Raw genomic sequence first — 17,325 nt, forward strand, 5'->3', positions numbered from 1 at the left:
ATTAGTCAGCCTCCCTTTCAAGTTCTTCTTTCTTAATGTGGAAACCATGGTCATCTTTAAGCGATCTTACAGCCATACAACCAAGCGCTAACGCCATTCCACCATACAATGCAAGATACCATATTGCATGATCACCATGATAAATGAAGCCGAATCCTGCAATAAAGAATCCAATCGACATGATGAATGGTAAGATCGAGCCATTTGGCATATGAATATCACCCAATGGTTCCGCTGGTGTCATTTTTCCCTTACCTTCCGTTTTCTCAATCCATAATGGATCAAGTCCACGAATAAGCGGAAGTTGCTTAAAGTTATAGAATGGCGGCGGTGACGTTTCTACAGCCCATTCCAAAGTACGACCATCCCATGGATCCGGTGAAGATTTCTCCCCTTTAGCAGCTGTGTAAATAATGTTAATAAAGAACACAATAACAGCTATTGCCATTAGGAATGCACCTATTGTGCTAATTAAGTTACCTAAATCCAATCCTTGGTCCTCTAAGAATACCCAATAACGACGCGGCATTCCCATTAGTCCTAAGAAATGCTGGATAAAGAAAGTTAAATGGAAACCAACTAGGAAAAACCAGAATGTGATCTTACCCATCGTCTCATTTAAAATTCGGCCAAACATCATTGGCCACCAGTAATGCAGGCCGGCAAAGATTCCAAATATTGTACCACCGACAATAACATAGTGGAAGTGGGCCACAACAAAGTATGTGTCATGATATTGATAATCCGCAACAGCGGAGCCTAGCATAACCCCAGTCATACCACCAATTGTAAATGTAGGTATAAATCCTAACGACCATAGCATCGCCGAGTTGATCGTTATACTTCCGCCCCACATTGTGGCAAGCCAGTTAAAGATTTTAATACCTGTCGGTACTGCAATTGCCATGGTTGCTATTGCGAAGATCGAGTTAGCAACCGGACCTAATCCAACTGTGAACATGTGGTGAGCCCACACCATAAATCCTAAGAATGCAATCAGCATCGTTGCGAAAACCATTGCAGTATAACCAAACAATCGTTTCTTAGAAAAAGTTGCAAAAACATCACTAAACAATCCGAACAGCGGTAAAATCAAAATATACACTTCTGGGTGTCCGAATATCCAGAATAAATGCTGCCAGATAACGGTGTTACCACCTAAGGCGACATCGAAAAATGCCGATCCAAACATACGGTCAAACATTAACAGAAATAATGCTACCGTTAATGCAGGGAACGCAAATAAAATAAGTACACTTGTGATGAACGTAGCCCATGAGAATAATGGCATACGCATATATGTCATTCCAGGTGCTCGCATATTAACAATCGTAACTAAGAAGTTAATACCACCCATTAATGTCCCCGCACCGGCTATCTGTAAGCCCAGAACATAGAAATCAATTCCGTGACCAGGCGACGTTAGTGCAAAGGATGCATAGGAAGTCCAACCACCATCCGGGGCCCCTCCTAAAAACCAACTACAATTCAGTAACAATCCACCGAACATAAATAACCAGAAACCCAATGAGTTCAAAAATGGGAAGGCAACATCGCGCGCGCCTATTTGTAACGGCATGGCGGCATTCATCAATCCCAATAAGATCGGCATTGCTGCCAAAAATATCATCGTGGTTCCGTGCATCGTGATCATTTCGTTATATAAACCTGCACTAACAAAATCGTTCTCAGGCTTTATCAGCTGAATCCTGATAACTAAAGCTTCTAATCCACCGAGTATGAAGAAGAAACCGCCGCCAGCTAAATATAAATGTGCAATTTTTTTATGGTCTACTGTAGTTAAGTAATCCCATAACATAGCGCCGAATCCCTTCTTCTGTGTAGCTGCTACACTCACGACTTAAACCCCCTTTTACATCTTTCATTCCTAAATTTATTCATACTATTTACTTGCACTTTCTGGTGCCACATCAGTTGGTTTTAATTGCAACAAGTACTCTGCAATTTTATCTGCTTCATCATCTGAAAGGCTTGGATATTTACCAGTCATTTCATTTCCAGGTTTAATTTTTTCAGGATCCTGAATCCAATCAACTAAGTTTTCTTTTGTTGGTTCCAATATACCGGCAATTTTTGTACGATTACCAAAATCCGTTAGATTTGGTCCGGTTGCAACTGGAGATGAACCAACTGCGTGACAGCCCATACAGCTTTTTTCCTCAAATAATTCCTGACCTTCCTGTGCAACCGTATCTTTCGGTTTTGCTTCAGGATCAAAGTCATTCATATCTTTTGCCCATTGTTCATAATCATCTGGACTTACAGCGATTACTTTAAAGTCCATTAATGAGTGGGACGGGCCACATAACTCAGCACATTTCCCCCAGTAAACGCCTTCTTCATGTGCTTCTAAGAACATCGTGTTTTCGTTTTCAGGGTTCACGTCTAACTTCCCTGAAAGACTTGGTACCCAAAATGAGTGAATAACATCAGACGATTTCAGATGTAAATAAACTTTTTCTCCTGTAGGAATATACAGATCCTGACTCGTTTGGAATTCATCTTCACCGTAGTCAAAATGCCACCAATACTGGTTACCTGTAACATCAACGTTTATGTGTTCGTCAGCCTTTGATGCATCGGCTAAATCAAATGTAGCAATGACTGTAGGTACCCCCATGATGATAACTAAAATAATCGGGATAATTGTCCAGATAGTCTCAAGGGTTTGATTACCTTCCACTTGCTTCGGTATGTAATCTTCCTGACCCTTCTTTTTACGAAAGCGCACTAAGACAATAACAAAGAAAATCATAACTGCTAAGAGCACAAAAGACATAATGACTGTCGTAAGAATAATTAAATCCATTGAAGACTTAGCACCATACCCTTTGGGCACTAGCGCTGTCAGGTTTTCTTTACCACATCCAGTTAAGAACAGTGCTAGCGAACTTAATAGGAATAAAGCCTTGAATTTTCCCATCCAACCTTTCATGTATGCATACCTCTCTTTCTCTATTTCTTCCTTATATATAAATTTTTATAAAGGACTACATTAACTAAATGGAAATTCAATTGTAACAGCAACCATTGAAAAGAACATGATCATCAAATAAAATAATGAATATATAAATATCATATTAGCCCATTTTATGTCATTTTTCATAAAAAATCCACTAATACTCATTGATAACCAACCTATATTTAGAACCGTCGCAATCACAACAAACGTTGATCCCAACGAAACTAAATAAAATGGCAATGGTAATAAACAGGCAATATATATAACAATTTGACGCTTTGTTATATTAAAACCGTGTACTGCCGGCAACATTGGAACACCTGCTGTTTTATAGTCTTCACATTTTTTCATTGCTAATGCAAGAAAATGTGGTGTTTGCCATATAAACATGATTATAAATAATACAATTGGTACAACATGCATACTGGAATCAACTGCGGCCCATCCAATTAAAGGAGGCATTGCTCCGGAGAAACTCCCAATAGCGGTATTCAATGTATATCTTCGTTTAGACCAGACAGTGTACAATACAACGTAGATAAACCACCCTATAAAAGCATACAATGTCGCCTCTAGGGTCGTAAAAGATAGAAGTAGTAAACCGATCCCAGTAGAAATTAGCCCCATTGTAAGAACTATTTTCAAAGGAATTCTTCCCGTTACAGTTGGCCTGTCTTTCGTTCTCTTCATAACAGGGTCGATATCAACATCATACCAATTATTGAGGATACAACCACCGGCGATCACTAATGCACTGCCCGACATTGTTAATAAAAACAAATCCAGATTAGCTAAAAATCCGGCATTGGTAAAATATAACGCCAACCAAAATCCAGTAAAAACAGTTATTAAATTAGAATTGACGATTCCTATCTTAACAAGTGCTTTTATGTCAGATAATAACGTTACATGATGCACTTCATCCGACAGTGCAGGATTTCCGATCATTTGTGAAGATGGTGTCTCCACCTTATTCATCCATATATCCCCCCTTCTCACTTGTCAAATTACACAATAAAAACAAGCATACCTTTAAATTAAGTTTATCTCACTTTGATTAAAGTATCCTTGATTATCAAGTTCATTGTACCACGAAATGATGGAATTGTCTTACACCCCATAGAACAGCGTAAAGTAATTTATTGTAAAGTTTTTATTTACGATGAGCATTTGTGTTGTTTTTATGTATAACAATTCTACTAATTTGCCGTACTTTTTTGAGATAGAGCGAATTACCATCTACTCTATTTCTAGCAAATTATACGGAACAATGCAAGGGGTATTTGCGTTTTTTAATTTGGAAACCACAATAACGTCTAAGAGTATAACAATTGTGTGTCATTTGTCATTTTTAATATGTATTTGATTGCATTATATAAGGATATGGTACTATTATTAAGGTATTGTATCGATCTGTATTTATAATCATCATAAAGTGAGGCTGTACTATGGTTAAAATTTTAAAGATTTTATCTGTTGTCTCTACCATTGGAATGGTCTTTATCCTAATTGGTGGGGCGCTTGTAACAAAAACGGGTTCCGGTGCAGGTTGTGGAAGTACCTGGCCGTTATGCCACGGACAATTTATGCCTTCTGAGATTACAGCTGAACTAGTCATTGAGCTTAGCCACAGACTGGTTTCCGGAATTGTTGGCTTCACTGTTCTGGCACTATCTTTTCTAGCCTGGAAATATATCGGTCATATACGTGAAACGAAGTTTTTAGCTTTTTTGTCTGTCTTTTTTCTATTATTACAAGGTCTTATTGGCGCTGCTGCTGTTATGTGGGGACAATCCGATTTTGTTATGGCGGCACACTTCGGTATTTCACTCGTATCGTTTGCCTCTGTATTTTTACTAACGCTGCTAATATTTGAAATAGATAGGAAATTTGATGCCAACGCATTGTTCATTCAAAAGAAACACCGCATTGAGATTTATTTACTGACAATTTACACAATCCTTGTTGTTTATACAGGTGCTTTGGTACGTCATTCAAGTGCGGAAATGGTTTGTAAGGATTGGCCATTCTGTTCAAATATTTCTCCATTTAATTTTTCTGCATATAGCTTTGAGCAATGGATTCAAATGGGACATCGTTTGGCAGCAGGTCTTTTATTTATTTGGACAGTCCTTTTGTTTATCAAAATGATCAGGAATTATCGTAATAGCCCTGTAATGTTCTGGGGATGGATTACGACAGTGTCCCTCATTGTACTACAAGTATTCTTTGGTGCGATGATCATTTTTACTATGTTAAACTTAGGTATTGCACTCATGCACGCATTGGTTATTTCCTGTTTCTTCGCCATGCTAAGCTACTTCATTTTGTTATCGTCGAGAAGTGCTCAGGCTGAAAAGAAAAGTAAAATTAAATAAGCTTAGAAAAAGCGGGAGAAGTGTTGTATAACTTCTCCCGCTTTTGTTTTATTCAAATTCAATTAATAAATCGTCAACTGCGATTGCTCCCCCACTACTTACGTGAATATCTTTGATAACACCTGAGAATGGTGCCTGTATGGTTGTTTCCATTTTCATTGCTTCAGTAATTAACAAGTAATCACCTTTATTAACCTTTTTACCTTTTTCACAAATTACCTTTATAACTGTACCAGGCATCGTCGCACCGATATGTTTGTCATTGTTTTTATCAACTTTCGGCTTACTATCAATCAATGACTTCAAGCTATTATCCTGAATAACAACCTCACGAGATTGACCATTCAATTCAAAGTAGATAACACGTGTTCCATCCTCTTTTGGCTCAGAGATAGATACAAGCTTTACAATTAATGTTTTACCCTGTTCAATTTCAATTGAAGTTTCTTCACCTAACTTCATGCCATAGAAGAATGTAGGTGTATCTAATACAGAGACATCCCCATATTGCTCACAGAATTTATTATAATCCATAAACACCTTCGGATATAATGCATATGAAATCAGATCAAAACTAGTAACCGGACGATCAAGTGCTTGGAATAACGATTCTCTTGATGCAGCAAAATCAATAGGATTCAATAATTCCCCGGGACGAACTTTAATAGGTTCCTTCCCTTTTAAAATAATCCGTTGTAATTCTTGTGGGAATCCCTGGTATGGCTGTCCAATATACCCCTGTGCAAATTCAATTACTGAATCAGGAAAATCAATCGACTCCCCATGTTCGTAGATTGCATCTTCAGTTAAACCATTTTGTACCATAAATAAAGCCATGTCCCCGATTACTTTTGAGGATGGTGTAACTTTAACAACATCGCCAAACATGTCATTTACCGTACGGAACATTGTTTTCACTTCATTCCAGCGATCGCCAAGTCCGACTGCTTTTGCTTGTTGTTGTAAATTACTGTATTGTCCGCCAGGCATTTCATGGAAATATACCTCCGTGTGTGGAGCTTTCATTCCACTTTCAAAATCCTGATAATAATCCCTTACACCTTCCCAATAATAGGACAGCTTTTCGTAGTTATCCACATTTATTTCTGGCTGACGTGCAGTACCTTCCAGCGCATGATAGAGTGATTGCGCACTAGGTTGTGATGTTTGTCCTGCCATTGGCCCACTTGCCACATCTACTACGTCAACTCCTGCATCAATTGCACGAGCGTATGTGTAAACGCCATTACCGCTTGTGTCATGTGTATGAAGGTGGATAGGCAGATCCGTTGATTCCTTTAGGCTTGCTATTAATTGATAAGCTGCTTCCGGTTTTAATAAGCCAGCCATATCCTTTATCCCTAAAATATGCGCACCGGATTCTTCCAGCTCTTTTGCTAAATTTTTATAGTAGCTTAGATCATATTTCCCTCGTCCAACATCGAGGATATCGCCTGTATAACACATAGATGCTTCCGCGATTTTATTGTTGTTCCGGACAGCTTCTATCGGCAATTTCATACCTTCCACCCAGTTCAAACTGTCGAATATGCGAAACACATCAATGCCTGCTTCAGCGCTTTTTTCAACAAACTGATTAATTAAATTATCTGGATAGTTTTTATACCCAACCGCATTACTTGCCCGTAATAGCATTTGAAATAAAACATTGGGCATTTTTTCACGTAATTTTAATAATCTTTCCCATGGATCTTCTTTCAGGAACCGGTAAGAAACGTCGTATGTTGCGCCGCCCCACATTTCCACTGAAAATAAATTGGGTAACAGTCGTGCAGTTGGCTCTGCTATTTGCAATAAATCCTTTGTTCGTACGCGTGTAGCGAGCAATGATTGATGCGCATCCCGGAAGGTTGTATCGGTCAGAAGAACCTCTTTTTGTTCTTTAAGCCACTCCGCCAATCCTTCTGGGCCTCGTTCATCCAAAATCTGCTTTGTTCCAGCAGGGATTTCTTCCAGTTTATTTATTTTAGGAATAATTAAATTGGAAAAATCCGGTTTTACTTTTTTCTCTGCACCTGGTACGCCGTTAACAGTGGTTTCACCAATATAAGTAAGCATTTTTGTACCACGGTCTTTCCGTTTTGGAAATACGAATAATTCAGGCGTCTTATCAATAAAAGTCGTATCGTAATCACTTGATAAAAATTGTTCATGAACCATCAGGTTTTCCAAAAACGGGATGTTCGTTTTAATTCCCCGAATCCGGAATTCTTTTAAATTACGAACCATTTTATTTGCCGCTTGCTCATACGTTAATGCCCACGTCGAGACTTTAACGAGCAAAGAATCATAGTGCGGTGAAATTATTGCTCCCTGGAAGCCGTTTCCAGCGTCCAAACGAACGCCAAAGCCGCCGCCAGTACGATAAACATTTATTTTACCTGTGTCAGGCATAAAATTATTTAACGGATCTTCGGTAGTTACACGTGATTGGATAGCAACCCCATTAATTGCAAGCTGATCCTGCTCTGGCATACCAATGGATTCATGAAGAGCTTGTCCATCTGCAACCTTTATTTGTGTTTGTACAATATCTATACCAGTTATCATTTCCGTAATCGTGTGCTCTACTTGTACACGTGGATTTACCTCAATAAAATAATAAGCGTCATCCGTAACGAGGAATTCAACCGTTCCGGCGTTAATGTAACCTACTTTTTTCATTAGTTTAACTGCCGCTTCACATATTTCTTCTCGAAGTTCAGCAGTTAGAGACATACTCGGTGCAACTTCTACAACTTTTTGGTGTCTCCGTTGTACGGAACAATCTCTTTCAAATAAATGGACAATATTCCCCTGTGTATCTCCAATTATCTGTACCTCAATATGTTTTGGGTTTTCAATTAGTTTTTCAACATATACTTCGTCATTGCCGAACGCCGCTTTTGCTTCCGACTTTGCACGGTCATAAGCTTCCGATACACCGGCTTCGCTACGAACAACCCGCATTCCTCGGCCGCCACCACCTAATGAAGCTTTAATCATAATTGGAAAGCCATTCTTCTTCCCGAATTCTAGAACATCATTAACAGAAGATACCGGTCCATCCGTCCCTGGTATTACTGGTAAATCAGCATGAAGTGCTTCTGTTCTTGCTTTCACTTTATCACCGAACATATTCAAATGTTCGCTTGTTGGTCCAATAAAGATAATGCCCTCTTCTTCACAACGTTTCGCGAAATCGATATTTTCAGATAAAAAACCGTAGCCTGGATGAATGGCATCTACGCCTACTTCTTTAGCCAGCTCAATGATCCCTTCGATATCTAAATAAGCATCAATCGGTTTTTTATCCTTTCCAATTAAGTAAGACTCGTCTGCTTTATAACGATGATATGAGCTTGAATCCTCTTTCGAATAAATTGCAACGGTCCGGATACCCAGCTCAGAACAAGCCCGAAAAACCCGGATTGCAATTTCTCCCCTATTTGCTACTAACACTTTGTTTATTTGATTTAATTCAGTCATGCTTTTCCTCCCCTATTCTGATGAACAACTTTTTAAGTTACCATATTGTATTTGCCAGATCTTATTCCTATCCGGCTTTAAGATATGTTTTTCCAGACCAGCATTTGTAATAAAAAGCTGACCGGGAAAAGAACAAAACAACAATCACGATACCAAAAAACAGAATAATCAGCTTTATCAATGTCTAGTGCGAGCTTTACAGCTAACCAATCCGGCACCTGAACATGATGCTTGTTCGAAAAATATGTATCCAATGATCCCTTTTCACTATTTCTATTGGAAGTATACTAGAAATATTTTACCTAGTATATCATATTTCAAAAAATATATATTGTTTCATCATCATTTTTCAAACCATTTACTTATTAAAGTAAATGAATATAAATAAAAAACCTTGCCAATTAAATATGCAGGCAAGGCTCTTGCAAAATTTCACAAAGCCAACACATGAATCAACAAAGTTCACACCGAATTCTGCGCTGTCTCATGTAGTATATTAAGCTTCTTCTCTAAATTCCCAAGAAGTGCTTTACCTTCCGTTTCGCTGATCAAGTTCAAACGCACAGCAAAATCGATCTCTCTTGAGAGACCAAACATTTGTGTATCAAGTACTTCTTCATACAACGGGCACTGTGGCATCGTTAAGTTCTTAATTTGAACTTCTATTAGTCGCAAAATTTTATCAGCATCAGCCTTTAGAAGGGCTTGGGCTTTTTCACGATGTGTTATGGTCACCTCGGGCATCATTTCTATCCCCTCCATTAGAAAACTTGACATTCGCCAAGCCTTTGGGCGAAGCCTTCGTCCGACGAAAAGAATTTCGTCTGCGATGTATCGCTCCTTTGCGCGCTTAAAAGAAAGAAAACAGGCACGTGTTTTCTTTACTCCTCAAAAGACTTTCCTCAATACTATATTATCGTTAGCACTGGAAAAATGCAACTAAAATAATGGGATTGCGTGATTTTTATTTTAAATTGGTGAAATCTTCTCAGAGGTCTGCTATTCTTAATATTGATATATATTCTTAGGGGGAAAAATAATGATCGTACCAATTACTGGAAATGTTACATACGCTATAACCTTGGATCCGACGGTTTGGATCTTCGATGACAGAAAAGTATTGTTAGATGAAGCATTCACAGTTAATGCTGTTCCAACCACAGATACAGACGAGGCAGAAAAAGCCGCACAAAGATGGGAACGTGCCGTTTATCCACAGCATATGAAACCCCCGGTAAATAAAAGTATTTCACGACATGAAGGAGAAAAGTTTTTACAAAACTCCTATGTTATGCCCATTATTGATTTTGTCGAGAACGCAGAAATAAAACCGGACGCAACGGGGGCAACCTTGGTTACCAAGGATGGGGATAAACAAATATCGCTTTCTGAATTAAAGTATTGCTATCTTCAATTTGCCAATAAAGGCAAACCACTAAAAGATGATGGCCCAGTATATTTTTATTTTAACGACGGTTCAAATAAAGATGCACCTATCAAAAACGTAAGTAAGATTATCATTAATTAACACTTTGAGGCTGATACACGAATACTGTATTGGCCTTTTTCGTATATTATTTTGCATTCTAACCAAAATAACAGTAGAAAATACTTTTACCAGGAGGATGCAGAATGAAAAAACGTTTAATTATATTATCTATATCTTGCTTGCTTCTTATCGTTGGATGCCAGCAAAAAGACAGCAATTCTTTAGCTGATAAAGAACAACGTAATAATCAGTTTGTTAACGTTAAAAATTCGGACCCAAGAGAGAATCCCGATCTGAAATATAGTGAAATGGCCACACATTTAGCTGATCTGGCAAGTGACGTACCCAATGTTAATGATGCAGCTGCAGTAGTTGCGGGACCCTATGCAGTTGTTGGTATCGATGTAGATAAAGATTTAGACAGGTCACGGGTGGGTACCATTAAATACTCCGTCGTAGAAGCCCTACAACATGATCCTTACGGGAAAACCGCTGTCGTTATCGCCGATGCGGATGTCATGGAAAGGCTCCGCGGGATGGCAAATAAAATCAGTCAAGGTCATCCTGTCTATGGATTTGTCGACGAATTATCCGCAATTGTCGGAAGATACATGCCTGAATTCCCGATAAATGAAAACCGGCCACAAGAACCAGATCAAAACAAGGAAATTATTCCCGAGAAAGACAAAGAAAAAATAGATGATGTCGAAGAAGAACAATCCAATCAAAAATAAAAGAGCTGGCGTTTAGTTTTGATTACTAAATGCCAGCTTTTTTCTGTCTTATTGTTCTGCTTGTTCTTCCAATTCCTCTTTCATTTCATTGTAATAGTTAACACCAAATTGAGACCCTTCTGAAACCATTTTCGCATTTTCGAATTGAGCCAAATCCATATTAGAGGTCTGATCCGGAATACCCGCATCTTCAAACGTAGTCACTTTGTTCTGCTCCGTTTTGTTTTTGAAATAGCGTCGACCAGCTAATGTAGCTCCGACAGCACCGGCTACACCTGCTGCTGAGATAATATAACGTTTTTTCATTAAATCGCCCTCTCTTCTTTTAGCTTATTTATATATTCCCCACATATTTTTATATAAAACATTGGAAAATTTGGCTTATCGTCCAACATAATGGTGATAATATGAGTCCTACTAATAGCTTAAAATTGTTTTTGCATCGGTGTAATTTAATACGTATGCTTATTCTAAATACAAGTCCTATGTTACAATTTAAATATATTATATTTCCAGTTAATAAGAAGCATTAAACGATACATTTATTATAGAGGTGAAGCCATGCAAGTAAAATGTGTTCTTTGTGACCATATAGAGGGATTGGACGACCATTCATTACGTGCTAAACGCTTAAGAAATCGTAGAAATCAAATGTACTTATGTGAAAAATGTTATAAGCGAATTGACTATAAAACAAAACAGCGTCAAGCTACTGGTCATTTCCACCTTTATAAGAAGAAGAAAAAGGAAGACGATCATTACTTTTAGGAAACTTGGTATTCGCTAAGCCTTTAATGGCGAATGCCTTAGTTGCACGATGCAGTAGTAAAATTTAAAACTTTACTATCTACCTAGGTATAGCTAAACAAAAAACGCCCTAAAGGCGTTTTTTGTTTAGCTATTTTGGGCTTTCCGTTGTCTCTCTCTATGTAAGCGAAAGCGATAAATTCCCAGTACCAGTGATATGATAATTAAGCTTTCCGTAATTGGTAATTTAAATATACTAAAGATCGTTATAATATAAACTCCAACAGCAAGCATGATATAAACGAACACAGTTTTTAATGGTGGTAGTTTTTTTGCAAACCCCAACTGGAAGGCAATTGCTGCAAATATATAATTAAGCACAAAAAATATCCAGAATATGTGGGCTGTACCATTATAATGTATGAGTAAATCAAAAATAAGACTAAAATTATTATCCATCTGTCTCCCCCATTATGTTTAAACTCTTTTACCATCATACTAAATCTTTGTAGGTCATGCTAGTTAAAATATGACTTTCGACAAAACTTTTTGAACTTCAATTTAATTTAGGATATACTTAACAATGTAGAAATAGAGGTGTTTTGATGAAAAATATAAACGTATCCATGCTACTCTTGGCAATTTTGGTTATTGCCATGTTTGTATTAGTAGGGATTTCAATCGCATTTCAAAATATTTGGCTGATTCTTTTATTCTTAGTATTGGGATTTGCAATCATGGGTTTTGGTTTATCATTAAAACGGAAAAAAAAGTGACGCCACATCAGTGGGTCACTTTTTTCCTTTAACAAAATAATCGTCTATAATATCTTTTTGAATAACCGGGTTGCATGTAAAAACAGAATTCCGCTTCAACATATTTAGGGCTTCCCCATCAATATTGCCCGTTACACCACCTACTTCATTGACGATAACCATTCCGGCAGCAACATCCCATGGTGATAACGTCATGGTAAGGTAGCCATCCAATATCCCTTCCGCAACATACGCAAACTCTAAAGCTGCAGATCCATATGTTCTCGTACCGCGGACCTTTTTAACTAAACCTTGCATCACGCGTTCATCCACTAATCGATTTTCACACAACCAAAAGTGATTTAAGCTGAGAATAGATTGTTCCAATTTCACATCTGATTTTAATGGTGCCAGTTTTTCCTTATCCTTATATGCCCCTTCGTTTCTTTTTGCATGATACAAAATGTCAGACATCACATCATAGATAAGACCAATTTCACCAACACCGTCCTGATAAATACCAATTGAAATAGCAAAGTTTCTTTTCTGGTGGACAAAATTCATCGTTCCATCTATCGGATCAATGATCCATACCGTTCCATCCAGTGTTTTTAAGTCATCCCCGAACCCTTCTTCACTTAATATGAAATGATCAGGGTATTTATTTTTAATTTCAGTTGCAAAAAACGCTTCTGTTTCTTTATCCATTGTCGTAACAAGATCGTTGGGATTTGATTTTGTATCAATTACGAGCGGATCATTTATTTTATTTCTAATTTGTTTTCCGGCCGCTAAAACCCATTCCTTTGCTTGTGCATAAAGTTGATCACGTAGTTCCAAGTCCATCAGTATTCCCCCAGTACGTTGATATGTCTTATATTGTATCAAAGACCGGAACCCGCGTCATTGTTAACGCGTTAAAAACGAATAAACGACCCGAATATATACATGGCACACTTATTTCTTCGTGGCATATACATATTGGGGTCGTAAATTATGTTTCATCATTTTCAATCTCAAGCCATTGTAGTCTCAGTTGTTCTAATCGCTCTTTTGTTTTAATAATGTCAACCGTATTATTTGCTTGTAACGCGTCGAAAAGTGTTACAAGTTCATAATCAATCTCCATACGAATTACCGGTAGTTGTTCCTCAGCTTCTTTACGTCTGAGCGCCTCCATTACATATTTCAATTCATCCACAACCCTTCATTTTGTTTATCATTTACTTGCCGGTATTGTCATGATTACTTGTTTTTATTTTATGATAATTTTCCAATTTAGTTCATTCATTTTTTTCATTGTGCTACTTACTATATAAATTCCCCTTATTTGCCTGGTTTTAAACCTGATTAGATTACTTTTATTTTATACTATATTATTCTGGAGGTATTTAGCTTGACGTAGCAAAGTATATAATTAATAATTATTATAATGTATGGAGAAAATGAAAGGATGACTAATTTGACATTTAATGGATTTGAAAAAAGGGATTTTGATACTTTTTCTATAGAGGGTTTAGATGAACGTATGGAGGCTATTCAATCAAGAATACAGCCTAAATTTCAACAGATCGGGAGCGAATTAACTGACTTTTTGTCTGCTCATTTAGGTAATGAAGTTTATTTACATATCGCAAGACATGCCAGAAGAACTGTGAATCCACCCCAGGACACATGGCTCGCCATTGCTGATAATAAACGAGGATATAAGAAACATCCGCATTTTCAAGTCGGTGTGTTTGATGATCACATATTCATCTGGTTAGCACTTATTTATGAATTGGACCATAAAAAGGCGATCGCCGAGACGTTTATTAATCATTTTGATGAGATAAAACAACTTCCTGACCATTACGTCGTTTCCCTTGATCATATGAAAAAAGGTGCTATAGCACTTCCTGAATTACAATTAAAGGACGTTGAACGATTTCGCGATGTGAAAAAAGCTGAGTTCCTAATAGGACAACATCTACCTGTTGATGATGAACGCGTCACAAATGGGGAAAAGTTTTTAGAAACAGCTAAAAGCACATTTCAAACATTGATTCCATTTTATCAGCAAGCTTTAAGCGCTAAGTAGATAAAGAGAGAGCATCTATTTCGATGCTCTCTCTTTACATTTTTATCTTGTTTTCATTTGACGCTCGTGCTTTTTTTATCAGATGGTAACTGGAATAACCTGATGCCGATTCAAACGCCGAAAATAACTTCTTCTCTTCACTTTTCGAAGGTACGATTTGTTTAAACCGTTTATACAATAGGATCAATTCATCACGGTTCACACTTTTTTCATAGCCTTTTTCCACTAAGCTAAAAAAGTTTACAACATCCACTACTTCTTCTTTCGTCCATGTTTCATCAATTGGGTAATGATAACCCATCGTTCCTCACCTCACGTTACTCCACTTTTTTTGTATATCTTCCGCTTCCAGGATCATCGATTGAATTAATGTATTTACGGATGGACTATCATGGATTCTAGCTGAACCCTGACCAGCCCAGCCAAACCCCTGTGTGGCTTTTCCATCATAAATAAATCGCTTATTCGCTTCTCCGCTTATGTAATTCCCTATTGATTCATATCCTGCTTCCAATGCTTCTTTTTCTAAAATTTGATCTGTCCAGCTGTTTTTCAAAGCTCTTGCCGGTGATCCAAGCGTCCGCTTAATAACAACCGTTGCATTTTCATCTGCATCCAAAATCGCTTGTTTATAAATTGCATGGGCATCGACGCATTCCTCCGTAGCAATAAATCGTGTTCCCATTTCAATTCCTTCAGCCCCAAGCGCAAGTCCTGCCATTAAACCTTTTCCGTCCACAATACCGCCTGATGCAATAACAGGAATAGACACGTGATCCACTACTTTTGGTGTCAGTACGAATGTGCCGACATCACTTCTCCCCAAATGTCCCCCACCTTCCTGACCAACGACCATCACTGCATCGGCTCCCAGTTCTTCCGCCTTTTCCGCTTGCCTCCTTGAAGCGACAAGAACGAGCTTTTTAATCGGGTGGTCAGCAATTAAGTCCAACACACCTTGTGGATTACCTCCAGTTACAGATATAACCGGTACTTCCTCTTCAACCGCTACTTCTACCATTTGCTCAAAAGGACGGCCATGTTGCCCAATCGCATAATTAACACCAAACGGCTTAGAAGTCATTGTTTTTAAACGTTTAATTTCTTCTCTTAAACTTTCCGGATTTGGAAGGCTCATTGCAGTGATTTGTCCTAAACCCCCAGCATTAGAAACGGCTGCAGCCAGATCAGCATATGCCAAATAAGCTAATCCACCCTGTATTATTGGATAATCAATGTTTAATAACTTTGTTATACGTGTATTCCACCCCATATGTTTATCCCATCCCCTTTGGATTCATATTTACTACAACTATCCTACCACTTTAATGAAGTAATAAAAACAAGAAAGAACTGCAATCTCGATTGCAGTTCTTTCTTGTTTTTATTTTCCGTTACAATTTGGACAAGTGCCATAAAGGGTAGTAACTTTTTCATCGTCATACTGCTCAATAACCTTTTCGCACTCCTGACAAACAATCGTTCCCATTTAGCCCATCTCCTTCATTGCATTATGATAGCGTATTCATATTATATGATGTCACATTAAAAGATGCAACCCCTAATTAGTATAACGCATTAAAAATATACGTTATCATTAAAAAACCTGCTAGCAATTGCTAACAGGTTGTTGACCTTCTGTCTTCTATTCCGTCTCAATTAATTTTGGATCTATTAACTCATATCCCTGATCACGCAGCCCCTCAACAATATCTGCCAAAGCAGCCGCAGTCCAATCGCGATCATGCATTAGTAAGTTTGCACCGTTCCCCAAATATTCGCTGTTGAGCATCATATCCGTTATTTTCTCTTTTGTCTGGTACTCTGGTTCCCAATCGTATCCATAGGTCCAATTCATTAATGTCATGCCCTCATCTTTCGCAACTTGTTTCGTATGGTCCGTATTCGCCCCATTTGGAGCACGGAAAAATTTTGGACGTTCCCCAATTATTTCTTCGACCTTATCATTGACCCTAACAATTTCTTCTTCTTGTTCATCTGCCGATAAATCTGGTAGAAATGGGTGTGTATATGTATGGTTACCAATTAAAAAGCCCATATCATGTATTTCTTTTAATTTTTCTTGTCCTTCATCCGATTCAATAAAATGCCCATTAACGAAAAATATTGCATTAACATCTAAGTCTTTTAACGTTTTCGCCATCTCGACTGCATGCTTGTCTGGTGCATCATCAATCGTTATCAAAGCGACTTCATCATTTGTCTCTTTATCTAAAGGAACAATATTCCAAGTATCAGAAACTCTATATTCCGGATCTGGATCAGCTTCTTGTTCTTTTTCCCCTTGATTATCATCTTTTTTGTGTCCGTCTGACGCACTATCTTCTGCATGCTCCGGGTTTTCTTTCTCTTGGGCGTTATCCTTTTTCTGTTCATTAGTTGCATCATCTGGCTCTTGTTCTTTACTAGCTTGGTTACTGCTACATGCTGATAAAACAATTAGCATTGCCAACAGTGACAGCCAAAATATCTTTTTCATCCGACCCCTCCTATTTTTCTTCTTTTTGTATTCATACCACGCTACCATTATAACGGAATTATCCTTCCTGTGAATACCGTTGTTTTAAAAAAAATCTTTATAGGGTATAGGGTAGATACATTACCATTCAGTCATTTAATTATCCCTATTTAAGAATGATAATATGGACA

19 protein-coding genes are annotated in these 17,325 nt (G+C 37.8%); 6 read left to right on the forward strand and 13 right to left on the reverse strand.

Going from position 1 to position 17,325, the window contains the following annotated elements:
- Window position 1: 1 nt before the first annotated feature.
- Genes ctaD through cyoE form a run of 3 tightly spaced genes read right to left on the reverse strand, consistent with a single transcriptional unit; the run spans window position 2 to window position 3,961 of the window.
- Complete coding sequence (gene ctaD, locus JOC34_RS05250; RefSeq protein ID WP_205135652.1) at window positions 2-1,858, reverse strand: cytochrome c oxidase subunit I; 1,857 nt, start codon at window positions 1,856-1,858, stop codon at window positions 2-4.
- A gap of 45 nt (window positions 1,859-1,903) precedes the next feature.
- Window positions 1,904-2,956 carry a cytochrome c oxidase subunit II gene (coxB, locus tag JOC34_RS05255; protein WP_205135653.1) on the reverse strand — a complete coding sequence of 351 codons (1,053 nt, stop codon included), beginning with the start codon at window positions 2,954-2,956 and terminating at the stop codon, window positions 1,904-1,906.
- A 60-nt stretch (window positions 2,957-3,016) separates the two neighbouring features.
- Window positions 3,017-3,961, reverse strand: coding sequence for a heme o synthase (gene cyoE, locus JOC34_RS05260; protein ID WP_205135654.1), 945 nt, complete (start codon window positions 3,959-3,961; stop codon window positions 3,017-3,019).
- 470 nt (window positions 3,962-4,431) lie between these two features.
- On the opposite strand from cyoE, the gene JOC34_RS05265 reads away from it, so the two are divergent.
- A complete protein-coding gene (locus tag JOC34_RS05265) occupies window positions 4,432-5,361 on the forward strand; it encodes a COX15/CtaA family protein (RefSeq protein ID WP_205135655.1) in 930 nt (309 codons plus the stop codon).
- Window positions 5,362-5,409: 48 nt separating this feature from the next.
- Here the strand turns inward: JOC34_RS05265 and pyc are convergent, their stop codons facing one another.
- On the reverse strand, window positions 5,410-8,850 hold the full coding sequence (gene pyc / locus JOC34_RS05270; RefSeq protein ID WP_205135656.1) for a pyruvate carboxylase: 3,441 nt from the start codon (window positions 8,848-8,850) through the stop codon (window positions 5,410-5,412).
- Window positions 8,851-9,312: 462 nt separating this feature from the next.
- The gene (locus JOC34_RS05275; protein WP_205135931.1) at window positions 9,313-9,594 is read right to left on the reverse strand and encodes an Fpa/YlaN family protein; all 282 of its coding nucleotides are present in this window, start codon (window positions 9,592-9,594) and stop codon (window positions 9,313-9,315) included.
- Window positions 9,595-9,889: 295 nt separating this feature from the next.
- On the opposite strand from JOC34_RS05275, the gene JOC34_RS05280 reads away from it, so the two are divergent.
- Together JOC34_RS05280 and JOC34_RS05285 are read left to right on the forward strand one after the other, a co-directional pair.
- Complete coding sequence (locus JOC34_RS05280; RefSeq protein ID WP_205135657.1) at window positions 9,890-10,378, forward strand: hypothetical protein; 489 nt, start codon at window positions 9,890-9,892, stop codon at window positions 10,376-10,378.
- Window positions 10,379-10,482: 104 nt separating this feature from the next.
- The gene (locus JOC34_RS05285; protein ID WP_205135658.1) at window positions 10,483-11,073 is read left to right on the forward strand and encodes a YhcN/YlaJ family sporulation lipoprotein; all 591 of its coding nucleotides are present in this window, start codon (window positions 10,483-10,485) and stop codon (window positions 11,071-11,073) included.
- A gap of 48 nt (window positions 11,074-11,121) precedes the next feature.
- Here the strand turns inward: JOC34_RS05285 and JOC34_RS05290 are convergent, their stop codons facing one another.
- On the reverse strand, window positions 11,122-11,379 hold the full coding sequence (locus JOC34_RS05290) for a hypothetical protein (RefSeq protein ID WP_205135659.1): 258 nt from the start codon (window positions 11,377-11,379) through the stop codon (window positions 11,122-11,124).
- A 255-nt stretch (window positions 11,380-11,634) separates the two neighbouring features.
- Here JOC34_RS05290 and JOC34_RS05295 point away from each other — a divergent pair, with 255 nt between their 5' ends.
- Entirely contained in the window at window positions 11,635-11,841 is a 207-nt protein-coding gene (locus tag JOC34_RS05295) for a YlaI family protein (RefSeq protein ID WP_205135660.1), read from the forward strand.
- Window positions 11,842-11,967: 126 nt separating this feature from the next.
- Here the strand turns inward: JOC34_RS05295 and JOC34_RS05300 are convergent, their stop codons facing one another.
- Entirely contained in the window at window positions 11,968-12,279 is a 312-nt protein-coding gene (locus tag JOC34_RS05300) for a YlaH-like family protein (RefSeq protein WP_205135661.1), read from the reverse strand.
- A gap of 146 nt (window positions 12,280-12,425) precedes the next feature.
- Between JOC34_RS05300 and JOC34_RS05305 the strand changes: the two genes are divergently transcribed.
- A complete protein-coding gene (locus JOC34_RS05305; protein ID WP_205135662.1) occupies window positions 12,426-12,596 on the forward strand; it encodes a DUF5325 family protein in 171 nt (56 codons plus the stop codon).
- Window positions 12,597-12,611: 15 nt separating this feature from the next.
- Here the strand turns inward: JOC34_RS05305 and JOC34_RS05310 are convergent, their stop codons facing one another.
- Complete coding sequence (locus JOC34_RS05310; RefSeq protein WP_205135663.1) at window positions 12,612-13,421, reverse strand: inositol monophosphatase family protein; 810 nt, start codon at window positions 13,419-13,421, stop codon at window positions 12,612-12,614.
- 148 nt (window positions 13,422-13,569) lie between these two features.
- Window positions 13,570-13,767, reverse strand: coding sequence for a hypothetical protein (locus JOC34_RS05315; protein WP_205135664.1), 198 nt, complete (start codon window positions 13,765-13,767; stop codon window positions 13,570-13,572).
- Between the two features lie 270 nt (window positions 13,768-14,037).
- Here JOC34_RS05315 and JOC34_RS05320 point away from each other — a divergent pair, with 270 nt between their 5' ends.
- Complete coding sequence (locus JOC34_RS05320; RefSeq protein ID WP_205135932.1) at window positions 14,038-14,655, forward strand: YktB family protein; 618 nt, start codon at window positions 14,038-14,040, stop codon at window positions 14,653-14,655.
- A 34-nt stretch (window positions 14,656-14,689) separates the two neighbouring features.
- Here JOC34_RS05320 and JOC34_RS05325 read toward each other — a convergent pair whose 3' ends face one another.
- The 4 genes from JOC34_RS05325 to JOC34_RS05340 form a co-directional block, all read right to left on the reverse strand.
- Window positions 14,690-14,956 carry a UPF0223 family protein gene (locus JOC34_RS05325; protein ID WP_205135665.1) on the reverse strand — a complete coding sequence of 89 codons (267 nt, stop codon included), beginning with the start codon at window positions 14,954-14,956 and terminating at the stop codon, window positions 14,690-14,692.
- Window positions 14,957-14,962: 6 nt separating this feature from the next.
- Window positions 14,963-15,928: an NAD(P)H-dependent flavin oxidoreductase gene (locus JOC34_RS05330; protein ID WP_205135666.1), complete on the reverse strand. Its 966-nt coding sequence runs from the start codon at window positions 15,926-15,928 to the stop codon at window positions 14,963-14,965.
- Window positions 15,929-16,039: 111 nt separating this feature from the next.
- Entirely contained in the window at window positions 16,040-16,144 is a 105-nt protein-coding gene (locus JOC34_RS05335) for a GapA-binding peptide SR1P (RefSeq protein ID WP_205135667.1), read from the reverse strand.
- Between the two features lie 156 nt (window positions 16,145-16,300).
- The gene (locus JOC34_RS05340; protein ID WP_205135668.1) at window positions 16,301-17,155 is read right to left on the reverse strand and encodes a polysaccharide deacetylase family protein; all 855 of its coding nucleotides are present in this window, start codon (window positions 17,153-17,155) and stop codon (window positions 16,301-16,303) included.
- Window positions 17,156-17,325 lie beyond the last annotated feature (170 nt).

The organism is Virgibacillus halotolerans (genome assembly GCF_016908515.1).
Taxonomy (GTDB): domain Bacteria; phylum Bacillota; class Bacilli; order Bacillales; family Amphibacillaceae; genus Virgibacillus_M; species Virgibacillus_M halotolerans.